Origin of the sequence: Kitasatospora sp. NPDC088134, assembly GCF_044741705.1 — a bacterium.
GTDB lineage: Bacteria > Actinomycetota > Actinomycetes > Streptomycetales > Streptomycetaceae > Kitasatospora.
Map to the genome: position 1 here is coordinate 201849 of NZ_JBIUTD010000009.1, position 25776 is coordinate 227624.

At 75.3% G+C, this 25776-nt stretch carries 20 protein-coding genes; 12 read left to right on the top strand and 8 right to left on the bottom strand.

Features of this window, described 5'->3' with window-relative positions; all coding sequences use genetic code 11:
* The first annotated feature begins 227 nt into the window (after window positions 1-227).
* The gene (locus ACIOHG_RS17310) at window positions 228-1487 is read left to right on the top strand and encodes a dipeptidase (protein WP_400951000.1); all 1260 of its coding nucleotides are present in this window, start codon (window positions 228-230) and stop codon (window positions 1485-1487) included.
* A gap of 48 nt (window positions 1488-1535) precedes the next feature.
* Here the strand turns inward: ACIOHG_RS17310 and ACIOHG_RS17315 are convergent, their stop codons facing one another.
* Window positions 1536-2933 (bottom strand): NAD(P)/FAD-dependent oxidoreductase, encoded by a 1398-nt coding sequence (locus tag ACIOHG_RS17315; protein WP_400951002.1) that lies wholly within the window; start codon window positions 2931-2933, stop codon window positions 1536-1538.
* Between the two features lie 138 nt (window positions 2934-3071).
* Window positions 3072-4112 carry a LacI family DNA-binding transcriptional regulator gene (locus ACIOHG_RS17320; RefSeq protein ID WP_400951005.1) on the bottom strand — a complete coding sequence of 347 codons (1041 nt, stop codon included), beginning with the start codon at window positions 4110-4112 and terminating at the stop codon, window positions 3072-3074.
* Between the two features lie 219 nt (window positions 4113-4331).
* On the opposite strand from ACIOHG_RS17320, the gene ACIOHG_RS17325 reads away from it, so the two are divergent.
* From ACIOHG_RS17325 to ACIOHG_RS17355, 7 genes are all read left to right on the top strand, one after another.
* The gene (locus ACIOHG_RS17325) at window positions 4332-6023 is read left to right on the top strand and encodes an ABC transporter substrate-binding protein (protein WP_400951006.1); all 1692 of its coding nucleotides are present in this window, start codon (window positions 4332-4334) and stop codon (window positions 6021-6023) included.
* The gene (locus ACIOHG_RS17330; RefSeq protein WP_400951202.1) at window positions 6023-7054 is read left to right on the top strand and encodes an ABC transporter permease; all 1032 of its coding nucleotides are present in this window, start codon (window positions 6023-6025) and stop codon (window positions 7052-7054) included. The genes ACIOHG_RS17325 and ACIOHG_RS17330 overlap by 1 nt, the downstream gene beginning before the upstream one ends.
* Window positions 7051-7920, top strand: coding sequence for an ABC transporter permease (locus ACIOHG_RS17335; protein ID WP_400951008.1), 870 nt, complete (start codon window positions 7051-7053; stop codon window positions 7918-7920). The genes ACIOHG_RS17330 and ACIOHG_RS17335 overlap by 4 nt, the downstream gene beginning before the upstream one ends.
* 64 nt (window positions 7921-7984) lie before the next feature.
* Entirely contained in the window at window positions 7985-9004 is a 1020-nt protein-coding gene (locus tag ACIOHG_RS17340) for an ABC transporter ATP-binding protein (RefSeq protein WP_400951011.1), read from the top strand.
* Window positions 9001-9837 (top strand): ABC transporter ATP-binding protein, encoded by an 837-nt coding sequence (locus ACIOHG_RS17345; protein ID WP_400951013.1) that lies wholly within the window; start codon window positions 9001-9003, stop codon window positions 9835-9837. The genes ACIOHG_RS17340 and ACIOHG_RS17345 overlap by 4 nt, the downstream gene beginning before the upstream one ends.
* A 140-nt stretch (window positions 9838-9977) precedes the next feature.
* The gene (locus ACIOHG_RS17350; RefSeq protein WP_400951016.1) at window positions 9978-11810 is read left to right on the top strand and encodes a glycoside hydrolase family 3 N-terminal domain-containing protein; all 1833 of its coding nucleotides are present in this window, start codon (window positions 9978-9980) and stop codon (window positions 11808-11810) included.
* Between the two features lie 89 nt (window positions 11811-11899).
* Window positions 11900-13324, top strand: a complete 1425-nt coding sequence (locus ACIOHG_RS17355) for a carboxylesterase/lipase family protein (RefSeq protein ID WP_400951018.1) — start codon at window positions 11900-11902, stop codon at window positions 13322-13324.
* A gap of 78 nt (window positions 13325-13402) precedes the next feature.
* Here the strand turns inward: ACIOHG_RS17355 and ACIOHG_RS17360 are convergent, their stop codons facing one another.
* Both ACIOHG_RS17360 and ACIOHG_RS17365 read right to left on the bottom strand, forming a co-directional pair.
* A complete protein-coding gene (locus ACIOHG_RS17360) occupies window positions 13403-13930 on the bottom strand; it encodes a hypothetical protein (protein WP_400951020.1) in 528 nt (175 codons plus the stop codon).
* 235 nt (window positions 13931-14165) lie between these two features.
* Window positions 14166-15764, bottom strand: coding sequence for a hypothetical protein (locus ACIOHG_RS17365; RefSeq protein ID WP_400951022.1), 1599 nt, complete (start codon window positions 15762-15764; stop codon window positions 14166-14168).
* A 190-nt stretch (window positions 15765-15954) separates the two neighbouring features.
* On the opposite strand from ACIOHG_RS17365, the gene ACIOHG_RS17370 reads away from it, so the two are divergent.
* Window positions 15955-16725: a DUF6348 family protein gene (locus ACIOHG_RS17370; protein ID WP_400951024.1), complete on the top strand. Its 771-nt coding sequence runs from the start codon at window positions 15955-15957 to the stop codon at window positions 16723-16725.
* Between the two features lie 68 nt (window positions 16726-16793).
* Here ACIOHG_RS17370 and ACIOHG_RS17375 read toward each other — a convergent pair whose 3' ends face one another.
* From ACIOHG_RS17375 to ACIOHG_RS17385, 3 genes are all read right to left on the bottom strand, one after another.
* On the bottom strand, window positions 16794-17270 hold the full coding sequence (locus ACIOHG_RS17375) for an NUDIX hydrolase (RefSeq protein ID WP_400951027.1): 477 nt from the start codon (window positions 17268-17270) through the stop codon (window positions 16794-16796).
* Complete coding sequence (locus tag ACIOHG_RS17380) at window positions 17267-18718, bottom strand: SDR family NAD(P)-dependent oxidoreductase (protein ID WP_400951205.1); 1452 nt, start codon at window positions 18716-18718, stop codon at window positions 17267-17269. Before ACIOHG_RS17380 ends, ACIOHG_RS17375 begins: the two co-directional genes overlap by 4 nt.
* 255 nt (window positions 18719-18973) lie before the next feature.
* The gene (locus ACIOHG_RS17385; protein ID WP_400951029.1) at window positions 18974-19921 is read right to left on the bottom strand and encodes an AEC family transporter; all 948 of its coding nucleotides are present in this window, start codon (window positions 19919-19921) and stop codon (window positions 18974-18976) included.
* A 700-nt stretch (window positions 19922-20621) separates the two neighbouring features.
* On the opposite strand from ACIOHG_RS17385, the gene ACIOHG_RS17390 reads away from it, so the two are divergent.
* Complete coding sequence (locus ACIOHG_RS17390; RefSeq protein WP_400951032.1) at window positions 20622-21347, top strand: transglycosylase SLT domain-containing protein; 726 nt, start codon at window positions 20622-20624, stop codon at window positions 21345-21347.
* A 508-nt stretch (window positions 21348-21855) separates the two neighbouring features.
* Here the strand turns inward: ACIOHG_RS17390 and ACIOHG_RS17395 are convergent.
* Window positions 21856-22767 carry a hypothetical protein gene (locus tag ACIOHG_RS17395; protein ID WP_400951033.1) on the bottom strand — a complete coding sequence of 304 codons (912 nt, stop codon included), beginning with the start codon at window positions 22765-22767 and terminating at the stop codon, window positions 21856-21858.
* A gap of 271 nt (window positions 22768-23038) precedes the next feature.
* Between ACIOHG_RS17395 and ACIOHG_RS17400 the strand changes: the two genes are divergently transcribed.
* Both ACIOHG_RS17400 and ACIOHG_RS17405 read left to right on the top strand, forming a co-directional pair.
* Window positions 23039-23959, top strand: coding sequence for an NADP-dependent oxidoreductase (locus ACIOHG_RS17400; protein WP_400951036.1), 921 nt, complete (start codon window positions 23039-23041; stop codon window positions 23957-23959).
* A gap of 252 nt (window positions 23960-24211) precedes the next feature.
* Window positions 24212-25651, top strand: coding sequence for a GuaB1 family IMP dehydrogenase-related protein (locus tag ACIOHG_RS17405; protein ID WP_400951039.1), 1440 nt, complete (start codon window positions 24212-24214; stop codon window positions 25649-25651).
* Window positions 25652-25776 lie beyond the last annotated feature (125 nt).

A 25776-nucleotide genomic window follows, 5' to 3' on the forward strand; every position in this document is an offset into this window, starting at 1 on the left:
GGCCAACGCCCCCCCCCCCCCCACCCCCGCCCCCGGCCCCCCCCCTTCGACCCTGCACTCGTCCCCGGTGCAATGCAGTGCCGTAGACCCCCGGCCCCGCCGCCCCCCCCCCCCCGGGGGGGGCCCCGGCGGCCGCAGTGTTGCGGGAGTGTCAACAGTCCTTGACCCGCCGCGAGTTGTTGATCTAGCTTCGGGCCAGGTTCCGCGCGGAACGGGAGGGTGGACAGGTGGACGGCACAACCCGGGGGACGCAGCCCGACGACGACTCCCCGCAGGCCCGCGCCGCGCTCGCGCTGCGCCGCACCCCCGTGGTCGACGGCCACAACGACCTGCCGGTCGCGCTCCGGGCCCGTACCGGCGGCAGCGTCGAAGGGCTCGACGCGCACCGGCCCGAACTCCACACCGACCTGCCCCGGTTGCGGGCCGGCGGGGTCGGCGCCCAGTTCTGGTCCGTCTACGTCCCCTCCGACCTGCCCGAGCCCGAGGCCGCCGTCGCCACCCTGGAACAGCTCGACCTCACCCACCGGCTGATCGCCCACTACCCCGACCGGCTGCGCGCCGCCGTCACCGCCGACCAGGCGGAGGCCGCGATCGCCGACGGCCGGATCGCCTCGCTGCTCGGCATCGAGGGCGGCCACTCGCTGGCCTCCTCGCTCGGCGTGCTGCGCGCCTACGCCCGGCTCGGCGTCCGCTACGTGACGCTCACCCACAACCACAACACGCCCTGGGCCGACTCCGCGACCGACGCCCCCGGTGTCGGCGGGCTCTCCGCGCAGGGCCTGGCCGTGGTCGCCGAACTCAACCGGATCGGCGTCCTGGTCGACCTCTCGCACACCGCCGAGTCCACCCAGCGCGCCGCGCTCGCCGCCGCCGGTGCGCCCGTGATCTTCAGCCACTCGTCCTGCCGGGCCGTCACCGGCCACCCGCGCAACGTCTCCGACGAGGTGCTGGCGCTGCTCCCCGGCAACGGCGGCGTGGTCCAACTCACCTTCGTGCCCGACTTCGTGTCCACCGAGGCCGCCGCCTGGCGGGCCGCGCTCGCCGCCGAACGGACCCGGCTCGGCCTGCCCGAGCAGCCCTGGTCCTGGCCGCGCCACCCCGCCCCCGGCGAGGACCCCGCCGCCGTCGCGGCGGAGACCGCCGCCGCGTTCGCCGCCGGCCCCGGCGCGCCCCCGCCGCCCGAGCTGCAGCGCTGGCTCGACGCCAACCCCCGCCCCGAGGCCACCGCCGCCCAGGTCGCCGACCACGTCGAGCGGGCCCGCGAGATCGCCGGACTCGACCACATCGGCCTCGGCGGCGACTTCGACGGCGTCGACCGGCTGCCCGTCGACCTCCCCGACGTCTCCGGATACCCCGTCCTGCTCGGCGAGTTGGCCGCCCGCGGCTGGTCCGTCGGCGAACTGGAGGCGCTGACCGGACGGAACGTGCTGCGGGTGCTGCGGGAGGCGGAGACCCGGGCCACCGAACCGCTCTGGCCCCGGGGGTAGCCCCGGGCCCGCTCCTTTCGCCGGCGGAGAAAAAGAGTTGACGATCCGTCAGCTGTCGAAGCCGAGGCCGAGGCGGTCCAGGGTGCGGAGCCAGAGGTTGCGACGGCCCGCGTCGGCGTCGGCGCGGTGCAGGGACCACTGGGTGAGGCCGATGCCGAGGGAGCGGACCGGTTCGGGCGGGAAGGGGAGGGGCTTGCGGCGGACCATCTCCAGGGCGGTGCGCTCGGTCCGCTCCCCGGCCAGCAGGTCGAGCACGGTCTCGGCGCCGAAGCGGGTGGCGCCGACGCCGAGGCCGGTGTAGCCGGCGGAGTAGGCGACCCGGCCGCGGTGGCTGAGGTCGAAGAAGGCGGAGAACCGGGTGCAGGTGTCGATGGCGCCGCCCCAGGCGTGGCTGAACCGGACGCCTTCGAGCTGGGGGAAGGTCCGGGCGAAGTGCCGGGCCAGGGTGGCGAAGGTCTCGGGGCGGCGGTCGCGCTCGTCGCCGACCCGGCTCCGGTACTGGTGGACCACGTCGTAGCCGCCGAACAGGATGCGGTTGTCGGCGGACAGCCGGACGTAGTGGAAGTGGTTGGCGCTGTCGGCCCAGCCCTGCCGGTTGCGCCAGCCCACCGAGGCGAGTTGTGCCGCCGTCAGCGGTTCGGTCATCAGCGCGTAGTCGTACACCGGCACGGTGTAGGGGCGGTGGCGGCGCAGCAGGGACGGGAAGGCGTTGGTGGCGAGCGCGACCTTGCGGGCGGCGACCCGGCCGTAGGGGGTGCGGACGGTGAGCGCGGCGGGGCCGTCGGCGAGGTCGGTGGCGGGGGAGTGCTCGTGGATGCGGACGCCGAGCGCGAGGCAGGCGCGCTTGAGGCCCCAGGCGAGCCGGGCCGGGTCGAGCATGGCGACGCCCTCGCGGTCCCAGAGGCCGCCGAGGAAGGTCGGGGAGTCGATCTCGGCCCGGACGGCGTCCCGGTCGAGGACGTCCAGGGTGGTGCCGTAGCGGGCCGCGAGGGCGGCGAACTCCCGCAGTTCGTCGACCTGGTGGGGTTCGGTGGCGACGGTGAGGGAGCCGCTGCGCCGCCAGTCGCAGTCGATGTCGTAGCGCCGGACGGCGTCCTGCATGGCGTCGAGGTTGGCCCGGCCGAGGCGTTCCAGGGCGGCGAGTTCGCCGGGCCAGCGCTGGTGGCCGTTGCCGAGGCCGTGGGTGAGGCTGGCCTCGCAGAAGCCGCCGTTGCGGCCGGAGGCGGCCCAGCCGATCTCGCGGCCCTCCAGCAGGACGACGTCCAGCGCGGGGTCGCGCTCCTTGGCGATCAGCGCGGTCCACAGGCCGCTGTAGCCGCCGCCGACCACCAGCAGGTCGCAGCGGGCGTCGCCGACCAGGGCGGACTCGGGCTCGGGCCGGTCGGGGCGGTCCAGCCAGAACGGGGTGTACCGGACGTCCCGGAGGGCGTGGACGGGGTCGGCCATGGCGGGTGCTCCTTCGGTGCATGGGGGCGGTCCGGGCCCCGGAGCGGAGACGCGGGGCCCGGACGCGGCCATCAGACCGTGCGCCCGCCGTCAACGTCAATGCCGTTGACGTAAGGGGCGGCGCCCGGCGCGGCGGGCTCAGTCCGGCGGGCGGAGCGAGGAGGCGCGGATCTCCAGCCTGGTCGGGACGAGCGCGCCGGTCGGCTCCCGGCTGCCGCTCTCCAGCGCGGCGATCAGCAGCTCGATGCCCTTCACCGCGACGGCGGCGGGCGACATGCTCAGCGTGCTCACCGGCGGGCGGGTGTGCTCCGCGGAGGGCTCCTCGCTGGCGCACACCAGCAGCAGCTGCTCCGGGACGGCGAGCCCGGCCCGCCGCACCGCGTCCAGGACCAGCGGCGGCCCGGCCTCGGCCAGCACGAACAGCGCGTCCGGCGGGTCGCCGGGGCCGGTCAGCAGGGCGTCCACGGCGGCCAGCACCGGGCCGTCGCCGGGCCCGTCGGTGTACGCCTGACGGGGCGTCAGGCCGTGCTCGGCGCACCAGTGCAGGTAGGTGTCGGTGACGGCGCGGTGGAAGCGGGTGGCGGTGCCGGGGGAGAGCAGCGCCACCCGCCGGGCGCCCTGCCCGTGCAGGTGGTCGAGGACCTCGCGGACGGCGGCCTCGGCGTCCACGTCGACCCAGTGCGCGCCCGGGCGGCCCTCCACGGAGCGGTCGGTGAACAGCGGGACGCGGGCCGCCAGGAAGTCCTCGACCAGTGGGTCGTGGTCGATCGGGTCGGCGACGATCGCGGCGTCCAGCGGCAGGTCGGCCCACTCCTCGGGCCCGCAGCCGGCGGGCAGCAGGACCAGTGCGTAGCCGCGCTCCAGCGCCGCGGCGGCGGTGGCGCTGGTGAGCCGGGCGAAGTACGGGGAGCCCAGGTAGGTGCCGGGGTCGGCGGCGAACTCGCCGACCGCGTAGCCGATCAGCCGGGCGTGGCCGGCCCGGAGCAGCCGGGCGGTGGCGTTCGGGCGGTAGCCGAGCCGGCGGGCGGCCTCGCGGGCGCGGCGGCGGACGTCCTCGGACATCCGGCCGGTGCCGTTCAGGGCGGCCGAGACGGTGGTCTTGGACAGGCCGGCCTCGCGGGCCACGTCGACCAGGCGGATGCGGGGGGCCGGGCCCCCGGCGGGCGGGGTGTCGCTCATGCGCCGATGCTGCCAGGGCGGGTGAGGGCGCGTCACCCCCCGCGGACGGCGCGGCGGCCCGACGCCGCACGCTGTGCCGAATCGTTCCCGCAGTCGGGACGGACCGTTGTCGCACCGTGATCCGAAAACGTTCCCGCGGAGGGTTGTGCGGGAACGTTCCCGCATCAATACTCCAACGCAACCCACAGCCCTCCCGACTCGAAAGGGGTGGGTTCTTCCGTGCGCCTCCTGCCGCGTTCCGCGAGATCCGCCTTCCGCTCCACCGCCTTCCTCCGCTCCACGGCCGTCCGCTCCACCGCCCTGCTGGCCGCCTGCACCGTGCTGCTGACGGCCTGCTCGGGCGCCACCGGCAAACCCGGCCCGGCCACCGCCTCCGACGGCAGCGGCTTCGCCACCACCCCGCTCGCCCCGGCCGCCAAGGGCCCGCTGCCCTCGTTCACCTGGTCGCTGTACGCCGAGCCGCAGACCCTCGACTACGCGCTCGCCTACGACTACCCGCCGAACACCGTGCTGGCCAACGTCTGCGAGCAACTGTTCCGGGTCACCCCGGACTTGAAGATCGAACCCGGGCTGGCCGTGAAGTCCGCCAGCCCCGACCCGCTGACCCGGGTCTACACCCTGCGCGAGGGCGTGAAGTTCCACGACGGCTCGACGATGACCGCCGACGACGTGGTCGCCTCGCTGACCCGCCACCTGCTGCCCGCCACCGGCTCCGCCTGGGGCTCGGCGTTCAAGAACGTCGTCGCGGTCAGCAAGAGCGGCCCGCTGGAGGTCACCGTCACCCTCAGCAAGCCGGACGTGCTGCTCGACGAACTGCTCGCCGCCTCGCCCGGCACCGTGGAGAGCGCGAAGTTCCTGGAGAAGGCCGGGAAGGACTACGGCAGCCCCGGCACCGGCGTCGACTGCACCGGCCCCTACGCGATCGACACCTGGGCCCAGGGCGACAGCATCACCCTGCGCAAGAACGCCGCCTACTGGGACGCCGCGCTCGCGCCGAAGTCCGACAAGGTGAAGTTCGTCTTCGTCGGCGACTCCGCGGCCCGCGCCAACGGCTGGCTCTCCGGCGCGGTCGACGGCGGCTACATGGTGCCCTCCGCCTCGCTCGCCCAGCTCAACGGCACCGACAAGGGCAAGGTGTGGTTCGGCCCCAACACCGCCGCCGCCGACCTCGCCGTGCTCGACCTCCGGGGCACCCTGCGCGACCTGAAGGTCCGGCAGGCCCTGTCGCTGGCGCTCGACCGCGACGGCATCGTCAAGTCCGCGGCCGGCGGCGTCGGCGTCCCCGCCAAGGCCCCCGCCGCGCAGGGCGCCTGGGCCCTCGTCCCGGAGCGCACCGCCGGGTACTTCGCCCAACTGCCCGCCCCCGTCCACGACGTGGCCAAGGCCAAGCAGCTGGTCCAGGAGGCCGGCGCCACCGGGAAGAAGGTGGTGATGGCCACCAGCTCGCTCGCCCCCGAGATCAGCGTGGTCGGCAACGCCGTGCAGGCCGCCGGCCGCGAGATCGGCCTCGACGTCGAACTGCGCCCCGTCGCCCCCGACGCCTACACCGCCCTGTTCACCGACCCCGCCGCCCGGGCCGGCATCGACCTGGTCGTCACCAACGGCTACGACAGCACCCCCGACCCGCTGGAGTTCTACCAGTCGCTGCGCACCGGCGACTTCGGCAACTACGCGGGCTGGAGCGACCCCGAGTTCGACGACCTGTTCGACAAGGCCGCCGGCACCGCCGACCCGGCCGCCCGCGCCGACCTCACCGCGAAGCTCCAGCAGATCGCCGTCCGCGAACTGCCCAGCATCCCGCTGTACGAGGCCCCGTTCTCGGTCTTCCTCGGCAGCCGGATCACCGGCGCGCCGACCGGCATCCCCCAGCTCTACTACCCGTGGGCCGCGACGATCGGCGCCGCCCGCTGATGGCCCGTTACCTGCTCGGCCGGGTCCTCGGACTGGTGGCGGTGCTGCTGGTGACCAGCTTCCTGGTCTTCAGCGCCGTGCACCTCGCCCCGGGAGACCCGGTCTCCTTCCTGCTCAAGGGCCACCCGGCCACCCCCGAGGCGCGGGCCGCGATCGCCGCCCAGTACCACCTCGACGACCCCTTCCTGGTCCAGTACGGCAAGTGGCTCGGCGGCGCGCTGCACGGCGACTTCGGCCGGTCCGTCCAATTCCGGCAGGACGTCGGCGAGTTGATCGGCTCCCGGCTGCCCGGCACCGCGCTGCTGATCGGGTACGCCGCCGTGCTGGTCTGCCTCGGCGGCACCCTGGTCGGCGCCGCCGCCGCGCTCCGCCCCGGCCCGCTCGACCGGCTGGTGCTGATCGGCACCGGCATCGCCACCGCCACCCCGCCGTTCGTCACCGCGATCGCCCTGGTCTCGCTGTTCGCCGTCCGGCTCGGCTGGTTCCCCGGCCCCGGCTCGCAGGGCACCGGGCTCGCCGACCGGCTGCACCACCTCACCCTGCCCGCGTTCGCGCTCGCCGTCACCCTGGCCGGCCTGCTCGCCCGGGTCACCCGCTCCGCGATGCTCGACGAACTCGGCCGCGACCACGTCGAGGCCGCCCGCTCCCGGGGCGTCCCCGAACGGCAGGTGATCCGCCGGCACGTCCTGCGCGGCGCCCTCGGCCCCGTCGTCACCGTCGGCGGCACCACGCTGGCCGGGCTGCTGGTCTCCACCTCGGTCGTGGAGACCGCGTTCAACACCACCGGCGTCGGCTCGCTGCTGGTGCAGTCCGTCGGCGCCAAGGACCTGCCGGTCGTCCAGGCCGTCACCCTGCTCACCGTGCTCTGCTTCGGCCTGGTCAACCTCGCCGTCGACCTGCTCGGACCGCTGATCGACCCGCGCACCGCGCGGGCCGTCCGGCGCGGCCGGGGGGCCGCCCAGGCCGGGCCGACCGGGCCCGGCACCGGGCCGGCCGTCGTGCCGGGCGCCCCTGCGGGAGGAGCCGCATGACCGCCGCCGCTCTCACCGCACCCGTGCGCCGGCCGCTGCTGGGCCGGCTGCGCGGCCTCGGCGGCGGACCGCTGTTCACCGCCGCCGCGCTCGTCCTCGCCCTGCTGGTGCTGGTCGCGGTCCTCGCCCCGCTGCTCGCCCCGCACGACCCGAACGCCGTCGACCTGCGCGACCCGCTGGCCGGCTCCGGCCCCGACCACCTGCTCGGCACCGACCAGTCCGGGCGGGACGTGCTCTCCCGGCTGCTGCACGGCGCCCGGACCGGACTGCTCGGGCCCCTGCTGGTGATCGCCCTGTCCACGGCCGGCGGCCTGCTGCTCGGCACCGTCGCCGGCTGGTGCGGCGGCTGGGCCGACACCCTGCTCTCCCGCGCCCTGGACCTGGTCTTCGCCGTCCCCGGCCTGCTGCTCGCCGTCATGTTCGTCACCCTCTCCGGGCCCGGCATGACCGCCCCCGTGATCGCCATGTCGGTCGCCTACACCCCGTACGTCGGCCGCCTGGTGCGCGGCCTCGCCCAGCAGGAGAAGGCCCGCCCCTACCTGGAGTCCTACCGGGTCCAGGGCTGGTCCGGCTGGACGATCTGCCTGCGGCACCTGCTGCCCAACATCGCGCCGACCGTGCTCGCCCAGTCCGCGATCAACTTCGGCTACGCGCTGATGGACCTGGCCGCGCTCTCCTTCCTCGGCTTCGGCGTGCAACCGCCCACCGCGGACTGGGGCGCGATGATCAACGAGGGGGAGTCCGCGCTCCAGCAGGGCGCGATGATGCCCGCGCTCGCGCCCTCCGCGTGCATCGTGATCGCGGTCGTCGCCTTCGGCATCGTCGGCGAGGGCATCGCCGACCGGCTCGCCCGACGGGAGCGTTGATATGACGGACATTCATCCGACCTCGGACGATCGGACTGGCGATCATCCGGTTTTCGGACCTCCCATGTCTGATGATCGGACCTCCGGGCGCCCTGGCTCCGGCGGTCCGGCGGCGTCCGGGGAACTGCTGCGGATCGACGGGCTGACGGTGCGGCTGCCCGGCGGGCGGGCCGCCCGGCCGCTGCTCGACGGGGTCTCGCTGCACGTGGCCGCAGGGGAGACCGTCGGCCTGGTCGGCGAGTCCGGCTCCGGGAAGTCGGTGGCCTGCCGCAGCGTGCTCGGTCTGCTGCCCGACCGGGCCGTCACCGAGGGGCGGGTCCTGGTCCGCGGGCGCGACGTGCTCACCGCCGGGGCGGCCGAGCTGCGCGAGCTGAGGGCCCGTCAGGTCGCCATGGTGTTCCAGGACCCGCGGGCCGTGGTCAACCCGCTGCACCGGATCGGGGACTTCCTCACCGAGGGCCTGCGCGCCGCCGGGACCCCCGCCGCGGCCGCCACCGCCCGAGCGGTCGAACTCCTCGCCGCGGTCGGCCTCCCCGACCCGGCCGGCGCCCTGCGGCGCAGGCCGCACGAGTTCTCCGGCGGCATGCTGCAACGCGTCGTCATCGCCGCCGCCATGGCCGGCGAACCCGGCCTGCTGCTCGCCGACGAACCCACCACCGCGCTCGACGTCACCACCCAGGCCGAGGTGATCGCCCTGCTCACCCGCCTGCAGCGCGAACGCGGCACCGGCCTGCTCCTCGTCACCCACGACCTCGAACTCGCCGCCGCCGTCTGCGACCGGGTCTACGTCATGTACGCCGGACGGATCGTCGAGACCCGGCGCACCGACGACCTGTTCGCCCGCCCCCGACACCCCTACACCGCCGGACTGATCGCCTGCACCCCGCGCCTCGACCCCGGCGCGCCCCCGCCCCGGCCGGTGCCCGGCCGCCCGCTCTCGCTCGCCGAGAACCCGCCGGGCTGCGCCTTCGCCGCCCGCTGCGGACACGTCCGCCCCCGCTGCGAGACCGAGCGACCGCTCCTCCTCCCGTACGGCGACGGCCTCGCTGCCTGCCTGCGGGCCGACGAAGGGACCATCCCGTGACCACGACCGCCGGAGCCGCCGCTGCCGGGCCCGCCGCCGACACCGCCGGACTCGTCGTCGAGGGGCTGCGCAAGTGCTTCGGGGAACGGACCGTGGTGGACGGCGTCTCCTTCGCGCTGGCCCCCGGCGGGGCGCTCGGCGTGGTCGGCGAGTCCGGCTGCGGCAAGAGCACCACCGCCCGCATGCTGGTCGGCCTGGAACACCCCGACGCCGGCACCGTCGCCCTGGACGGCGCGGACCGCCTGGTCCGCCCGCGCGGCCGCACCGCCCGCCTCGCCCACGCCCGCGGCATCCAACTGGTCTTCCAGGACCCGTACTTGTCGCTCGACCCGCGCATCCCCGTCGGCGCGGCCGTCGAGGAGGTGCTGCGGCTGCACGGCGGCGACGGCAAGGGGCGGGTCGCCGAACTCCTCGACCAGGTCGGCCTCGGGACCCGCGAGGCCGCCGCGCTGCCCCGCGCCCTCTCCGGCGGCCAGCGCCAACGCGTCGCCATCGCCCGGGCGTTGGCCGCCCGGCCACGCGTCCTGATCCTGGACGAGGCGGTGGCCGCGCTCGACGTCTCGATCCAGGCGCAGATCCTCGACCTGCTGGCCGGCATCCGCCGCGAGCACGGCATCGCGCTGCTGTTCGTCAGCCACGACCTCGCCGTGGTCCGGCACGTCACCGAACAGCTGGTGGTGCTCCGGCAGGGCCGGGTGGTCGAGTCCGGGCCCACCGCCACCGTGCTGACCGACCCCCGGCACGCCTACACCCGGCTGCTGCTGGACTCCGTCCCGCACCGCGGCTGGGACCCGGACCGGATCGCCGAGGGGCGGCGCGCCCTGGTGGACTGACCCCGGCCCCGGCCCCGGCCCCGGCCCCCGGGGCAGCCCCGACCGGATGGTCCGTCCGCTGCCGACCCGTGCGCCGACACCCCGTCCGACCCTCCGCCCGGCACCCCGTCGGCCGCGAACCCCCCTTTGGAGCACCACCCATGGCAGCAGCACACACGGGCCACCCCTACCAGGACCCGGCCCGGCCGGTCGCGGAGCGCGTCGAGGACCTGCTCGGCCGGATGACTCTGGCGGAGAAGGCCGGACTGCTGTTCCACACCATGATCCCGATGCACGCCGACGGGCGGCCGGTGGAGGACGGCGACGAAGGCGAATTCCCCGCCGACACCAGCGGGTTGATCCGTCGGCAGGGGCTCAGCCACTTCAACCTGGTCGGGACCGCCGAACCCCGCCGGATCGCCGAGTGGCACAACGCCGTCCAGGAGATCGCCGCCGGCACCCGCCTGGGCATCCCCGTCACGCTGTCCACCGACCCCCGGCACTCCTTCACCGCCAACATCGGCGCCTCGGTCCGGGCCGGCGCCTTCTCCGCCTGGCCCGAACCGATCGGGCTGGCCGCCGTCCGCGACCCCGAACTCGTCCACCGCTTCGCCGACACCGCCCGCCGCGAATACCTCGCCGTCGGCCTGCGGGTCGCCCTGCACCCGCAGCTCGACCTCGCCACCGAACCCCGCTGGTCCCGGCAGACCGGCACCTTCGGCTCCGACGCCGTCCTCACCGCCGAACTCGCCGCCGCCTACGTCCGCGGCCTGCAGGGCGAACGCCTCGGGCCGGACAGCGTCGCCGCCATGGTCAAGCACTTCCCCGGCGGCGGCCCGCAGCGCGACGGCGAGGACCCGCACTTCCCGCACGGCAAGGAGCAGGTCTACCCCGGCGGCATGCGCGAACTGCACCTCGCCCCGTTCCGGGCCGCCATCGCGGCCGGCGCCGCCCAGATCATGCCCTACTACGGGCAGCCGATCGGCACCGACTGGGAGGAGGTCGGCTTCGGCTTCAACCGCGGCGTCGTCACCGACCTGCTCCGCGGACAACTCGGCTTCCGGGGCGTCGTCTGCACCGACTGGGGCCTGCTCAACGACGACGAGATCTTCGGCGAACCGCACCAGGCCCGCGCCTGGGGCGTCGAACACCTCACCCCCGCCGAACGCGCCGCCAAGGCCCTCGACGCGGGCGTCGACCAGTTCGGCGGCGAGGAGTGCCCCGAGCTGGTGGTCGAACTGGTCCGCACCGGCCGGATCGCCGAGGACCGCCTCGACGACTCGGTCCGCCGCCTGCTCCGCGAGAAGTTCGTCCTCGGCCTGTTCGACGACCGCCGCCACGTCGACCCCGACCGGGCCGAACTCATCGTCGGCAACCCCGAGTTCCGCGCCGCCGGCGCCGCCGCCCAGCGCCGCTCGCTCACCGTCCTCAGCAACCGCGACCGCACCCTCCCCGTCACCCGCCCCGCCCCCCGCCTCTACACCGAGGGCCTCGACCCCGCCGCCGTCGCCCGCCACGGCCGCCCCGCCGCCACCCCCGCCGAGGCCGACCTCGCCCTGCTGCGCCTGCACACCCCCTACGAGCACCGGCCCAACCGCTTCGAGTCGCTGTTCCACTCCGGTCGGCTCGACTTCACCCGCTCCGAACTCGCCGACATCCTGCGGGTGTTGGACACCGTCCCGACCGTGGTCCTGATCAACCTGGAACGCCCCGCCGTGCTCCCCGAGATCGCCGAGCGGGCCCACGCCCTGATCGCCGACTACGGCGCCGAGGACGAGGCCCTGCTCGACGCGGTCTTCGGTCTGGCCCGCCCCGAAGGCCGCCTGCCGTTCGAACTCCCGCGCTCGATGGCCGCCGTCGAAGCCTCCCGCCCCGACGTGCCCAACGACACCGCCGACCCGGTCTTCCCGCACGGCCACGGCCTGGACCTCGGCAGCGGTCGAGATCTCGGCAGCGGCCTCGCTGATGGCCGCGATCTCGCCGACGGCCTGTGACGGCAGCGTGGGAAGAGAGCCCAGGATGAGAAGACGCACCGCGCACCACCCGTCCGCCACCGAGACCGCGAGCCCCCCCAGGAGCAGCCATGACCGTCGTCCCCACCCGCAGCGGCCCCGTGCGCGGCGAGCGCCGCGCCGACGGGAGCGTCCGCTTCCTCGGCATCCCCTACGCCCAACCCCCGGTCGGGGCACTGCGGTTCGCCGCCCCGGTGCCGCCCGAGCCGTGGACGGAGGTCCGCGACGCCACCGCCTACGGCCCGACCGCGCAGCGCCGCCCGTTCTCGGCCGTCACCACCATCCCCGAGCCGAGCATCCCCGGCGGCGGCACCCTCAACCTGAACGTCTTCACCCCCGAGGCCCGCGCCGGGGCCGGGCTGCCGGTCCTGGTGTGGATCCACGGCGGCGGGTACGTGGCCGGCAGCGCCGCCAGCCCCTGGTACGACGGCGCGGCGTTCAACCGGGACGGGGTGGTGCTGGTCAGCGTCGGCTACCGGCTCGGCATCGAGGGCTTCCTGCACCTCCCGGACGCCCCCGACAACCGGGGCGTCCGGGACTGGATCGCCGCCCTGGAGTGGGTCCGCGACAACATCGCGGCCTTCGGCGGCGACCCCGCCAAGGTCACCGTCGCCGGACAGTCCGCGGGCGGCGGCGCCGTGCAGACCCTGCTCGCCACCCCCGCCGCCGCCGGGCTGTTCCGCGCCGCGATCTCGGTCTCCGGCGCTCTCCTCCAGCCCGCCGCCCCCGCCGTCGCCGCCGCCCTCGCGGCCCGCACCGGACAGACCCTCACCGCCACCGCGCTGCAGGACGCCGAGGACGCCGAACTCCTGGAACTGCAGGACGCGTTGAGCGCCTTCGGCGACCCCCTGCAGTCGCTCGCCCCGGCCGTGGACGGCGACCTGTTGCCCCGGCCGGTGGCCGAGGCCGCCGCCGAGTCCGCGGTGCCGCTGGTGCTCGGCTTCACCGCCGACGAGTTCACCGCCCCGAACGGCGGGGAACCGGACGACGGCGGGGAGTCCGATGACGGGGAGTCCGGGGCGGCCGCTCTCCTGAGCCTGTTCGCGGCGTTCGGCATCGACGCCCGCCGCGCCGAACGGTTCCGGGCCGGACGGCCGGACGCCGGGTTCGGGGACCTCCTCACCGACCTGCTGTTCCGGGCCCCCGGCACCGCGCTCGCCGAGGCCCGGCGGGAGCGCGGACTGCCCACCTGGCTCTACCAGTTCGACTGGGCCGGCACCGCCGAGGGCCGCACCGGCCAGGCCTACCACTGCACCGACCTGCCGTTCGCCTTCGACCTGCTCGGCGCGGAGGGCGTCGAGGCCGCCCTCGGTGCCGAGCCCCCGCAGGCCCTCGCCGACCGGCTCCACGCCGCCTGGGTCGCCTTCGTCCGCGACCTCGACCCCGGCGAGGACTGGCAGCCCTACGCGGACAACCGCGCCACCATGCGCTGGGACGACCCGCCCCGGACCGAGTCCGACCCGCTGCGGCCCGTCCGGGAGGTCTGGCACGACTGACAGGACGTCACCCCCACGTCCGACGGGACGTCATCCCCACGCCCGACGGGACGTCATCCCCTCACGCCCGACGGGGTGTCAGCAGGCCCGGCGCAGCAGGACGCCGCGGCTGCCCGGGGCCCGCGGGCCGGTGCCCGGGGCGGCCAGGTCGATCTCCTCGACCAGCAGCCAGCCCTGCTGCGTCGAGAGCCACGGGCGCAGCCGGCCGTCCAGCGCGGGCGGGGTGAGGGCGACGAACAGCAGGTCGGTCGGGAGGGCGTGCAGCAACTCCAGGTCCTGGCCCGGGCGCAGGGCGTCGATCAGCAGCACCGCGCCGAAACGGCGGCGCACCGGGGGCGGGTCGGCCAGGTCGCTCGCGCTCAGCCGCAGCCGGGCGCGGCCGCGGAACGCCGCGAACAGCCGGGCCCGCAGGTCGGGGTCGGCCTCCCCGGCGTGCACCGTGTACCCGGCCTTCAGCAGCCGCCGGGTCAACGCGCCCTCCCGCGCGCCGAGTTCGGCCAGCGCCCCGCTGCCCGGCGGCCGGTGCCGGGCCACCCAGGCGGCGGTGGCGTCCAGGAGCGCCTCCTCGTAGCGATCGCCTTCGGCGGCCACCAAGGTGTCGGTCACGGACTCGTCCCGTCGGGAGGGGGCTTCGGTGCGGCCACGGACGCCCGGCCGGGCGGGCCTGTTCCGACCCTAACCAGCGGATTCGTTCGTGGTCCATACCACCACGGGCGAAAGTTTACCGTTCACGGTCAATTCATGGGGTGCAATGCGTCAAGCGAACGGTTGACCGGAGCGGGAAACCGGACGGGCCCGGGGGGGTGCTCCCCCGGGCCCGTCCGGTCGTGCGGGTGGTGCCTCAGATCTCGTCGTACTCCTCGTCGAACTCGCCGTCGTAGCGGCCGTCGCGCTCGTGGTGCTCGTTCTCCGCGGCGTCCTGGCGGACCGGCATGACGCGGCCGAGCTGCAGGGCCGCGTACATGTTGAGCAGCGGGTCCTCGGCGACGATGCCGTCGGAGTACTGCTCCTCCTCGTCCTCCCCGGTGACGTGCTGCCCGCGGCGGCCCGCGGCACCGCTGCCGCCGCCGCGCGAGCCGCCGCCGACCGGGCCGTAGCCGTGGGCCATGCCCATGCCCATGCCCATCGGGCTGCCGACCATGCCGCCGGGGCGGGCGCCGGAGCCGGCGCTGTTGGTGGAGGTACCGACGGTGCCGGAGCCGGAGCCGCCGGAGGAGCCGCCGCCGTCCAGGCGGTGGTCGGTCTCCAGCTTGGTGCTCACCCGGGTGCCGCTGCCCCCGCTGCCGCCGCTGCCCGGCACGGCGAGGCGGGTGCCGACGCCGAGCGGGCCGTGCGCGCCGCCGGAGCCGCCGGGCCCGCCGTCGGAGCCGGAGCCGGAGCCCCCGCCGCCGCCGTGGCCGCCGGTCGCCGCGCCCAGGTTGGGCTCCCTGAGGCCGAGCGTGTTGACCCCGCTGCGGTTGCCGCCGCCGGGGCCGCCGGTCCCGCCGGAGCGGGAGCCGACCGGCCCGAGCTTGGGCATCAGCGCGGCGAAGGCGCCCAGCCCGGCGTCCGACGAGCCGCGCGACGAACCGCCGCCGGTGAAACCGGGGTGGCCCGCGGCGTTGAGCGCGGTGCCGGGGCTGTACGGGTTCGCCACCGTGGAGGCGATGCTGTTCAGCGACATCCGGTTGCTGTCCTCGTTCTCACCGAGGTTCCCGGCCATCTTGTCCATCTTGTCCGCGGTGCTGCGGAACGAGCCGAGGATGCGCTTGAGCACCGTCTCGGCGATGGTCTGCAGGATGTGCTGGGCGATCTCGATGACGATCTTGCCGAAGCGGTCGCCGGAGTCGCCCATCTTCAGGCCCTGCGCGATCCGCTGGAACGACAGGCCGTGCGACTCGATGTCGTCCGAGCCGCGGCGCAGGTCCATCGCGCAGCTGGCGAGCTGGGCGAGGTCGATGTTGAAGCCCTGGCTGTTCGAACGGGCCGCCGGGGTGGGCGCGATCTGCTGCGCCGCCTTGTCGATCATGTCCTCGATCGGCTTGGTGAGCGTGCTCGCCAGCTTGCTGACGGCGGCGTCCAGCAGCTGGTTCATGATCATGCGGCCCATCTGCAGCACCGCGGCGGCGCTCCACGGGCCGGTCGACGACGCCGCCGCCAACTGGGCCTGGATGGAGAACAGCTGAGTGATCGACTGGGTCTTGGCCAGCTCGACCACGACCGCGGCCGCCCGCAGCACCTTGGCCACGGTCTGGCAGAGCTCGACGATCACCTTCGAGTACTTGGTGATGGTGCTCCACAGCTCGGAGAGCCGGTCCGCCGAATCGCCCTGGTAGACCTCGTGGAGCATGGTGAGCGCCTTGTCCGCCGTCATCTGGGCGGAGTCGAGCGCGCTCGCGAACTTCTCCAACTGGTCTGCCAGCTGGTTCAGTTCGTCTTCATTGGCACTCGGGAATCGCACGCCCAGCAGGCCGAGCAAGTGGTTGAGTCCCGATGGTAGTTGTAGCGCCATGCCGCCCCCAGCTGCAGCCCCCGAGTAAGTCCCTGATCGCGCATAGCGACGATACACATAGCGGACGACAACGACCACCTTGCCCGGGGCGGTCGTTCCCGCATTGTCGACGAACCGGGACACCGTTACGGTGTGCGCCATGGCATGGGGATCATGGTGGCGCGGCCGGTCCGGGACCGGTCCGGAGGCCGCCGGCAAGCGGCCGGAACGGCCTTCCGCGCAGGTCGTGTTGGGTGCGGTGGTAGACGAACTGTCCTCGCTGCACGGGGAGTCGTGGCGGGTCGAGGGGCAGGAGGTGCGCGGGCCGGGCGCGTTGGCGGTGCGGCTCGGGGAATCGCACGACGCGCACCCGCACCACCTCGATCTGCTCCTGCTGGCCGACCGGGACCGCCCGGAGACCGCCGTCCCCGGCTGTGTGACCGGCATCGACGGCGCCGACCGGGACCCGGTCCGCCGCGGCATCGAGGTGTGGGCGGCCACCACCGGCGTCGCGCTCATCGAACTCGTCGCCCACAACGGCCGGTTCGCGGGCCACCTGGACCCGGGCGACCCCGACGGCCTGCCCGGCTGGCACGCCATCCACGGCGGTGTGGTCGGCTGGGGCACCGGCGGGCGCTTCCACGACGTGCAGGACTGGCTGGTGCGCAACCCGGTGCTGCCGGCCCTCGCCCCCGCGCTCGGCGGCGACCTCGGACGGGACCAACTCGTCGGCGTGCAGGTGCTGCTGGGCAGTGGTGAGGGCGGCGCGGACGCCGAGGTGCGGGTGCACGGCGAGGTGCACCCGGCCGCGTCCGAGGCACTGGCCGCGCTGGACTGGCCGCGGGTCGCCGAGGGCACCGCGCACGCCCGGACCTTCGTCCTGCTGGTCCGCCGGGTCGGCGCCCGCGCCGGAGCGGCCGCCCGCCGCTGAGCGCCCCGACGCCGACGGCCCGCCCCCGGTCCGGGGGCGGGCCGACGCTTCGTCGGGCGAGCGGATCGTCAGGCGAGCGACGGCGCCACCGGATAGCGCCAAGTCCCGTCCGGCGCCGCGTAGTCGGGCAGCCAGCAGGCCAGCACCTGCGCGGACGGGTAGAACATCGGCTCGGGGAGCGCGTCCACCGCGACCCGCTCCCAGCCGGCGCAGGCGTGCGGCTCGGTGACCAGCGCCTCGGCCAGGCTCGGCGGGGCGAGCACCGCCGCCGTCACCCGGGTCCGGCCCAGCTCGTGGTCGACCAGCACCGCCAGCACCCGCATCCGCCCGGCGGGCAGCACGATGCCGGTCTCCTCGGCCAACTCCCGTGCGGCGGCGGCCTCGAAGGACTCGCCGGGGTGGTCGACCTTGCCGCCGGGCAGGCTCCAGGTCGGCGGCTCCCCGGCGGCGGTGCGGCGCCCGATCAGCACCCGCCCGTCCCCGGTCGGCACGATCACGCCCGCGCCCACCAGCGGTGGCAGCGGCGGGAGTCCGGGGTCGGTCACCACTTGCCCTTCTGGTAGTCCTTCAGGAAGCAGCCGTACAGGTCCTCGCCCGACTCGCCCCGGACGATCGGGTCGTACACCCGGGCCGCGCCGTCCACCAGGTCGAGCGGGGCGTGGAAGCCCTCCTCGTGCAGGCGCATCTTCTCGGGGTGCGGGCGCTCGTCGGTGATCCAGCCGGTGTCGACGGCCGTCATCAGGATGCCGTCGCTCTCGAACATCTCCTGCGCGCTGGTGCGGGTCAGCATGTTCAGCGCGGCCTTCGCCATGTTGGTGTGCGGGTGGCCGGACCCCTTGTAGCCGCGGTCGAAGACGCCCTCCATCGCGGAGACGTTCACCACGTACTTGCGCCGCGCCGAGGAGGCGGAGAGCGCCGGGCGGAGCTGCGAGATCAGGATGAACGGGGCGGTGGAGTTGCACAGTTGTACCTCCAGCAGCTCGATCGGGCCGACCTCGGAGACGGTCTGCACCCAGCTGTTGGTGGGGGCGAGGTCCGGCACCAGGCCGCCCGCGTCGATCGCGGTGCCCGCAGCGATCCGCTCCGGCGAGGCCGAACCCGTCACCAGCGCCAGCGCGGTGACCTGCTCGGCGCTCACCGACGGCCGCTCGACCCGGCTCTGCCCGGGCAGCGCGGGCACGTCCACCGCGCCCGACCCGAACCGGCCGATCACCGTGGAGGCGGGCAGCGCCCCGGCCGGCAGCGGCGCCGACTCGGCGGCCACCAGCTCGCGGTACGCCTCGGGGGAGCGGCGGACGGTCTGCGCCGCGTTGTTGATCAGGATGTCCAGCGGGCCGTCCGCGGCGACCTCGTCCGCCAGCGCCATCACCTGGGCCGGGTCGCGCAGGTCGATGCCGACGATCTTCAGGCGGTGGATCCACTCGGCGCTGTCCGGCATCGCGGTGAAGCGGCGGATCGCGTCGTTCGGGAAGCGGGTGGTGATGGTGGTGTGCGCGCCGTCGCGGAGCAGGCAGAGCGCGATGTACATCCCGATCTTGGCCCGGCCGCCGGTGAGCAGCGCGCGCTTGCCGGTGAGGTCCGCGCGGGCGTGCCGGCGGGCCCGGTTGAGCGCGGCGCAGTCGCGGCACAGCTGGTGGTAGAAGGCGTCCACCTCGACGTACCGCTGCTTGCAGGTGTAGCAGGAGCGCGGGCGCTCCAGGATGCCGGCCAGCTCGGTGGTGGTCTCGGTGGTCAGGCCGAAGGCGCCCGCCGTCTCGTCGTCGATCCGGCCGGCCGCGCCGGTGGCCGTCCGGGCGGTCACCGCGCGGTCGTTGGCGGTCTTCCGGGCCCGGGTCTCCTGGCGGCGGCGCTGCTTGAGGGTGCGGAAGATCCCGCCGACGGCCAGCCGGACCCGGATCGCGTCCGGGTGGTCGACGTGGATCTCGTCCAGCTCGGCGATCACGCTCAGGCAGAGTTCCAGGCGGTCCGGGTCGATGCCCTTGCCGTAGTCGATCCCGTCGGCCGCGGCGACCGCCGGGTTCCTGGCGCTGGCTGTGTCGTCGGTGGCCGTGCCGTCGGCGGTCGGGAGTCCGGTGTCCGGGAGTCCGGTCTCCGGGGTGGTGGCGTCCGGGGTGGCGTCCGGGCCGGTCTGCGGGTTCGTCACTGCCTGATGCTTCCTCGATCGCCCCATGCGTACCGGTCGAACTCTACGTGAGCGGCGCCGCCCGGGGCGAAGCCGTGATCCGCGGCACCCCGCCGGCGGGCGGGCTCAACGGCCGCCCAGCGCCCAGGCGATGCCGGAGAGGGTGCCCATCGACAGCACGGTGGAGACCAGGACGGCGGAGCGGGCCAGCGCGGGCACCGCCCCGTACAGCCGGGCGTAGACGTACACGTTCTGCGCGGTCGGCAGCGCCGAGAGCAGCACCACGGCGAGCAGCTGCGGGCGCGGCAGGTCGAGCACCAGGGCGCCGAAGGCGAGCGCGGCCAGCGGCTGGACCAGGGTCTTCAGCAGCACCGCGACGGCGGTCTCGGCCCGGCCCGGGCGCTCCGCGGTCTCGCCGGGCGGGGTGTGCAGGGACAGGCCGAGGGTGACCAGCGCGGTCGGGACGGCCGCGCCGCCGAGCAGGTCCACGGCGTGCGCGAGCGCGCCCGGCAGGTGCCAGCCGGCGGCGGAGAACAGCGCGCCGAGGCCCGCGCCCAGGATCACCGGGTTGCGCAGCGGCAGCAGCGCCAGCCGCCGCAGCCGCTCGCCGGGCCGGGCGGCGGCGGACGCCCCGGTGCGCGCGTCCAGCACCGCCAGCATGACCGGGGTCACCAGCAGCACCTGGAACAGCAGCACCGGCGCGACGAAGGACGCGTCGCCGAGCACCTGCGCCGCCACCGGGATGCCCAGGTTGCCGGAGTTCACGTAGCCCGCCGCCAGCGCGCCGACCACCCGCTCGGCGGGCTGGCGGCCGAACAGCCGGCGGCTCGCGGCCAGGCCGAGGACGGTCGCCACCAGCGTTCCGGCGGCGAACGCCAGCATCGAGGTGTTGGCGAACCCGGCCAGGTCGGTGCGGGCCACCACGGTGAACAGCGCGGCCGGCATCGAGACGTGGAACACGAACCGCCCGAGCACCGCCTCCGCCTGCGCGCCCAGCAGCCCCGTCCGCCCGGCCAGCCAGCCGACCGCCGTCAACACCCAGATCGGCGCGAACGCCGCGGCCAACGCCTCCACCCTCTTACCTCCCGCCGCAGTCAACCAGGCGCTCCCGAACGATCGGTCGGCGGGGTCGTGGGGCGCAGTCGTACGGCGCAGTCGTACGGCGGGGTCGGTCGGTGAGGTTCGGTGGGGTCCGGTGAGGCCGGTCGGCGCGCCGCGGAGTGAGCCGGGTCACCGGCCGGTGCGTCCCGGTGGCCGGGCGGCTGCGCTGCGTGGCCGGGGCGAGAGCGGCGTCACAGGGCCGGGCGGTGGCGGGGGTCACACGGCGGTGGCGGGGCGGGCGGGCCCGGCCGGGGCGAAATCCCTTGGCGGGACTGGCCGAGGCCCAAATTCCCGTTCCGGTAGGGGTGTTGGGCACCCCTGCGGCCTGCTGTGGCCTTCTTCACAGGCGGGTCGGAATACGGAGGTGCCGGAGCGGCGAAAGCCCTTGCGGCACAAGGGATTCCGGCATGTGAAGAAGCTGTGCAGGCGTGAATCCCGGATGTTTGCCGCGCCGTTGGGCCTCCGGCAGTCTCGTGGTTGTGCCCCGAGCCGGACCACCTGCTCACGGGGCCCAAGGCGCCGCCGACCGCGAGTACCGCGGGGCGGCGTTCCCGGTGAGCAGGAGCCGCCGGGCCGGCCGTCCCGGGCCGAGGAGAACCCGCACCGCGCGGGAGTCCCGCATGTCCGCCCGGGCCTCGGCATGACCTGGAACCGACTCTCGGAGGTACCCGACATGCGACGCATCAAGCACAACCTCGGCCGATTGCCCCAGCTGCGGATGGGCCACCACCGCATGCCCGACGCCGTCCTCGGCCTCGGCGTGACCGGCGCCATCGCGCTCGGCACCCTGGTGCCCGTCACCCAGGCGATCGCCGCCCCCGCGCACCCCGACCGCACCGACCACGCCGTCGTCGCCGCGGACGGCCGGGCCACCGACGGCGCCGCCTCGCGCAGCGCCGAGCGGCAGCCCGTCCAGCAGGCCCCGCAGCCCCAGCCGGCCGAGCAGCCGCAGCAGCAGCCGGCCCAGCCCCAGCAGGCGGAGCAGCCCCAGCAGCCGGCCCAGCCGCAGCCGCAGCCGCAGCAGCCCGCCGCGCCGGCCAAGAAGAGCTACCCGAACAACCTGGACGGCTGGATCGCCGAGGCCCGCGACGCGCTCGCCGCGGCCGGCAAGCCGGTCCCGTCCGCGAAGGCGATGCGGGCCGCCGCGATCGCCGAGTCCTCCGGCAACCCGAACGCCCAGAACAACTGGGACTCGAACGCCAAGATGGGCACCCCGTCGATCGGCCTGACCCAGATGATCCAGCCGACCTTCCGCGCCTACGCGCTGCCCGGCCACACGGACATCCGCAACCCCGTCGACAACCTGATCGCCAGCTCCCGCTACTGCGACGCCCGCTACGGCTCGATGGACAACATGGCCGCCGCCCGCGGCTACGGCTCGAACTGGCGCGGCTACTAGGCCGTTTCTTTCAGGTCATCGGCTCGCCGGATCCGGTGCGTCGTGGACCGGACCCCAGGGGGCGCGGACAGAGCCGCTGCCACCGGGCCGGACGCCTCGGCGGGGCGGGCGGTGGCCTGACCACCGGCAGGTGATCGACGCCCCCACGTTCGGGCAGGTGACGGCGCCCGTACCCGGGTTCCCCGACCGGTCGGCCGACCGCGCACGACGCCGGACGCGGTCCTGGGGGACCAGGCGCCTGCCCCTCACCCGCCGTTCGGCACCCCACCTGCGGCGGCGCGGCATCCGCGCGGTGCTCCCGCAGCCCGCCGACCGGCCGGATCGCCGACCGGCCGGATCGCCGAGCGCAGGAACCGCAGCCCACGGGGAGGACGCCCGCCGACGAGGGCGCCTGCCCCCAGCGTGCCGTCCTTCCCCCTGGTGTCCGGCCGCGCCACGGCGCCACCACCGGCAGCTCGGCGAGGTGCGCGCTCCGGGCGACCGCGACCCCGGCCGGGGCGCTGTACGCCTACCAGGTGATCACGGCGTAGCCGTCGGCCCCCTTGGTGGAGGCCGCTCCGGCGCCGGGGGTGCCGTCGCTGCCGTCGGTCCCGTCCTCCCCGCTCCGGGAGGTGTCGCTGCCGCCGGTGCCCGCTGCTCCGCCCCGGCCCGCGCCTCCGCCACCGTGGCCGTTGACGCCCGCTCCGCCGTCGCCACCCCGGCCCCCGTCGCCGCCCCGGCCGCCGTAGTGCTTGAGGCCGAGGAAGCCGGAGTAGCCGTCGGCGCCGTCGGTCCCGTCGGCGCCCGCGCCGCCGCTGCCCCCGTTCTGCTCCGCGAGGCGGTTCGTGTGGATGCCCGCGGTGTCCGTGCAGTTCGCGCCGGGCCCGTAGGGTCCGCCGATTCCCCCTCCGCCCCCGAGGCCGCGCTGCCGGCCGTTGCCGTTCGTCGCCCAGCGGGAGGATGCGGCGCCGCCGTAGCCGCCCTTGACGGAGGCGACGGTGCGGCCGTTCCGGACGGTGATCGAGGAGTCACCACCGGCGGGGCTGGAGGGGGCGTCCTCCTCGGACCCGCCGGTCTCGGGGAGGGCGCCGCCCGCGCCGATGCGGACCCAGAACCGGGTGCCGGGTTCGACGCCCGTCAACCGGCACTTGAGGTAGTAGCCTCCGCCGCCACCCCCGCCGCCGCCTCCGCCTCCGGCCGCCCCGTTGCCGGTGCCCCCCGCCGCGCCGCCGCCCTCGCGCGCTCCGGCGCCGCCCGCCCCCCACAGCTCCACGGTGAAGCCGCTCACCCCGTCGGGCACGACGAACGTGCCGTTCTCGGTGAACTCCCGGGACTGCGCGGCGCGGACGGTCGGCGCGGCCAGCGCCTGGGCGCCCGGGCCGCCGGCCAGCAGGGCCAGGGCCGCGCCCGCGACACCGCCCGCCCGAAGTGACTTCCTCACGTCCACGCTTTTCCCTCCGTCGTCGTCCGGCGCCGCCGCTCCCGCCGGGAGCGGCCCGCCACCTGCTTCCGGGGGCCCAACGACACCACACCCGTGCGGGTACGCACCTTCACCCCGACGGCCGCCACCGGGCCGTTCGACCACAGTTCCGGCGCGCCGACGGCCTGTCGGGGAGGCCGGACGCCCCTGCCTGGATAGCGTGGGCGGTGGCGCCCGCACCTCGGCTGACGGCGCGCCGGACGGTGACAACGGCACCCCTGGAGGTCGGTTCATGCGCGCGGTGACCTACGACTCGTACGCCCCGGACAACTCGCGGTTGAGCTACGGCGAGGTGGCGGACCCCAAGGTGGGCCCCGGGCAGGTGCTGATCGAGGTCCGGGCGGCGGCCGTCAACCCGGTCGACTGGAAGGTGATGGCGGGCGGTCTGGACGGCATGATGGACGCGGTCTTCCCCGTCGTCCCCGGCTGGGACGTGGCCGGCGTGGTCGTCCGGACCGGTCCCGACACCCCCGAGTTCGCGCCCGGGGACGAGGTGATGGCCTACGCCCGCAAGGACGTGGTGCAGGCCGGCACCTTCGCCGAGTACGTCGCGGTCGCCGCGCCGGCGGTGGCGCGCAAGCCCGCCGCGCTCGACTGGGCGCAGGCGGCCGGGCTGCCGTTGGCCGGACTGACCGCGCTGCGGAGCCTGAAGCGGCTGGAGGTCGGGCCCGGCGACGTGCTGCTGGTGCACGGCGCGGCCGGTGGCGTGGGCAGCCTGGCGGTGCAGCTCGGCCGGGACCTCGGGGCCCGGGTGATCGGTACGGCCTCCGAGCGCAACCACGCCTTCGTCAAGGCGTTGGGCGGCGAACCGGTGAGCTACGGCGAGGGCCTGGTCGACCGGGTGCGGGCGCTGGCGCCCGACGGCGTGTCGGCGGTGGCGGACTTCGTCGGCGGTCAGCTGGAGGTGACGCTGGCCGTGCTCGCCGACGGCGGCCGGCAGGTCTCGGTCGCCGACCCGGGGGTGGAGCAGTACGGCGGGCACTGGATCTGGGTCCGCCCGGACGGCGCCGAGCTGGCCGAGCTGGCGGCGCTGGCCGACCGGGGGACGCTGACCGTGGAGGTGGCGCAGACCTTCCCGCTGGAGCGGGTGGGCGACGCCTTCGACGCCAGCCGCACCGGCCACACCCGGGGCAAGCTGGTCGTCGTGCCCTGACGGGCGGCACCGCACGGCACGGATCGGGGCCGGGGCCGCAGGAGCGGCGGCGCGTCCGGCCCCGGGGCCGCGCGCCGGGCTTGGAGGATCGTACGAAGGGGCGGCGGGAGCGGCCCCCTCCGATTGTGCTGACCTTCAGGATTCCGGCGTGCGCTGGCTCCGAGGTGGGGAAACACCGAGAATCGAACGTTGGGTGTGCGCGGCTCGGCCGCGACGCGCCGAAACGTTTCTCCCCAGCCAGAGAGCCCCTTCATGCGCTTCCTGAACGACCTCAAGCCCGCGTACGACCTCACGTACGACGACGTCTTCATGGTCCCCAGCCGTTCCGCCGTGGGCTCCCGGCAGGGTGTCGACCTTTCCTCGCAGGACGGGACCGGCACCACCGTGCCGCTGGTGGTGGCGAACATGACCGCGATCGCCGGGCGGCGGATGGCCGAGACGGTGGCCCGCCGCGGCGGGCTGGTGGCGATCCCGCAGGACATTCCGATCGAGGTCGTCTCCGAGGTGATCGGCTGGGTCAAGCAGCGCCACCTGGTGCACGACACCGCGCTGACCCTCGCCCCGGGCGACACCGTCGCCGACGCGCTCTCGCTGCTGCCCAAGCGCGCCCACGGCGCGCTGGTGGTGGTCGAGGGCGGCAAGCCGGTCGGCGTGGTCACCGAGGGCGACTGCCAGGGCGTGGACCGGTTCACCGGCCTGGCCGAGGTGATGTCCCGCGACCTGCTGCTGCTGGACGAGGGCATCGACCCGCGCACCGCCTTCGACCGGCTGAACGAGGCGCACCGCAAGCTCGCCCCGGTGGTCGCCGCCGACGGCACCCTGGTCGGCATCCTGACCAGGAAGAACGCGCTGCGCGCCACCCTCTACACCCCCGCCGTGGACGCGAACGGCCGCCTGCGGATCGCCGCCACCGTCGGCATCAACGGCGACGTCGCGGGCCGGGCCAAGGCGCTGCTGGAGGCGGGCGCGGACGTGCTGGTGGTGGACACCGCGCACGGCCACCAGGAGTCGATGATCAGCGCGCTGCGCGCGGTGCGCGGCCTGGACCCGCAGGTCCCGATCGTGGCGGGCAACGTGGTCTCCGCCGACGGCGTGCGCGACCTGGTCGAGGCCGGCGCGGACATCCTGAAGGTCGGCGTCGGCCCCGGCGCGATGTGCACCACCCGGATGATGACCGGCGTCGGCCGCCCGCAGTTCTCCGCCGTGCTGGAGTGCGCCGCCGAGGCCCGCCGCCTGGGCAAGCACGTCTGGGCGGACGGCGGCGTCCGGCACCCGCGCGACGTGGCGATGGCGCTGGCCGCCGGCGCCTCGAACGTGATGGTCGGCTCCTGGTTCGCCGGCACCCTGGAGTCGCCCGGCGACCTGCAGACCACCGCCGACGGCCGCCAGTACAAGGAGAGCTTCGGGATGGCCTCGGCCCGCGCCGTGCGCAACCGGACCTCCGACGAGTCGGCCTACGACCGGGCCCGCAAGGGCCTGTTCGAGGAGGGCATCTCCACCTCCCGGATGTTCATCGACCCGGCCCGCCCGGGCGTCGAGGACCTGATCGACTCGATCGTGGCGGGCGTCCGCTCCTCCTGCACCTACGCGGGCGCGGCCAGCCTGGAGGAGTTCCACCAGAAGGCGATCGTCGGCATCCAGAGCGCGGCCGGCTACGCCGAGGGCAAGCCGCTGCACTCCAGCTGGGCCTGACACCTGCGCGGTCGGGCCCGGCCCCTCCGCCACATCTGCGCAAGATCCACACAGCATCGCCCGGACCGGTACACCGGTCTGGGCGATGCTGTTCCCGCTACCGCCGCCGGACCGCTCGGCCCGGG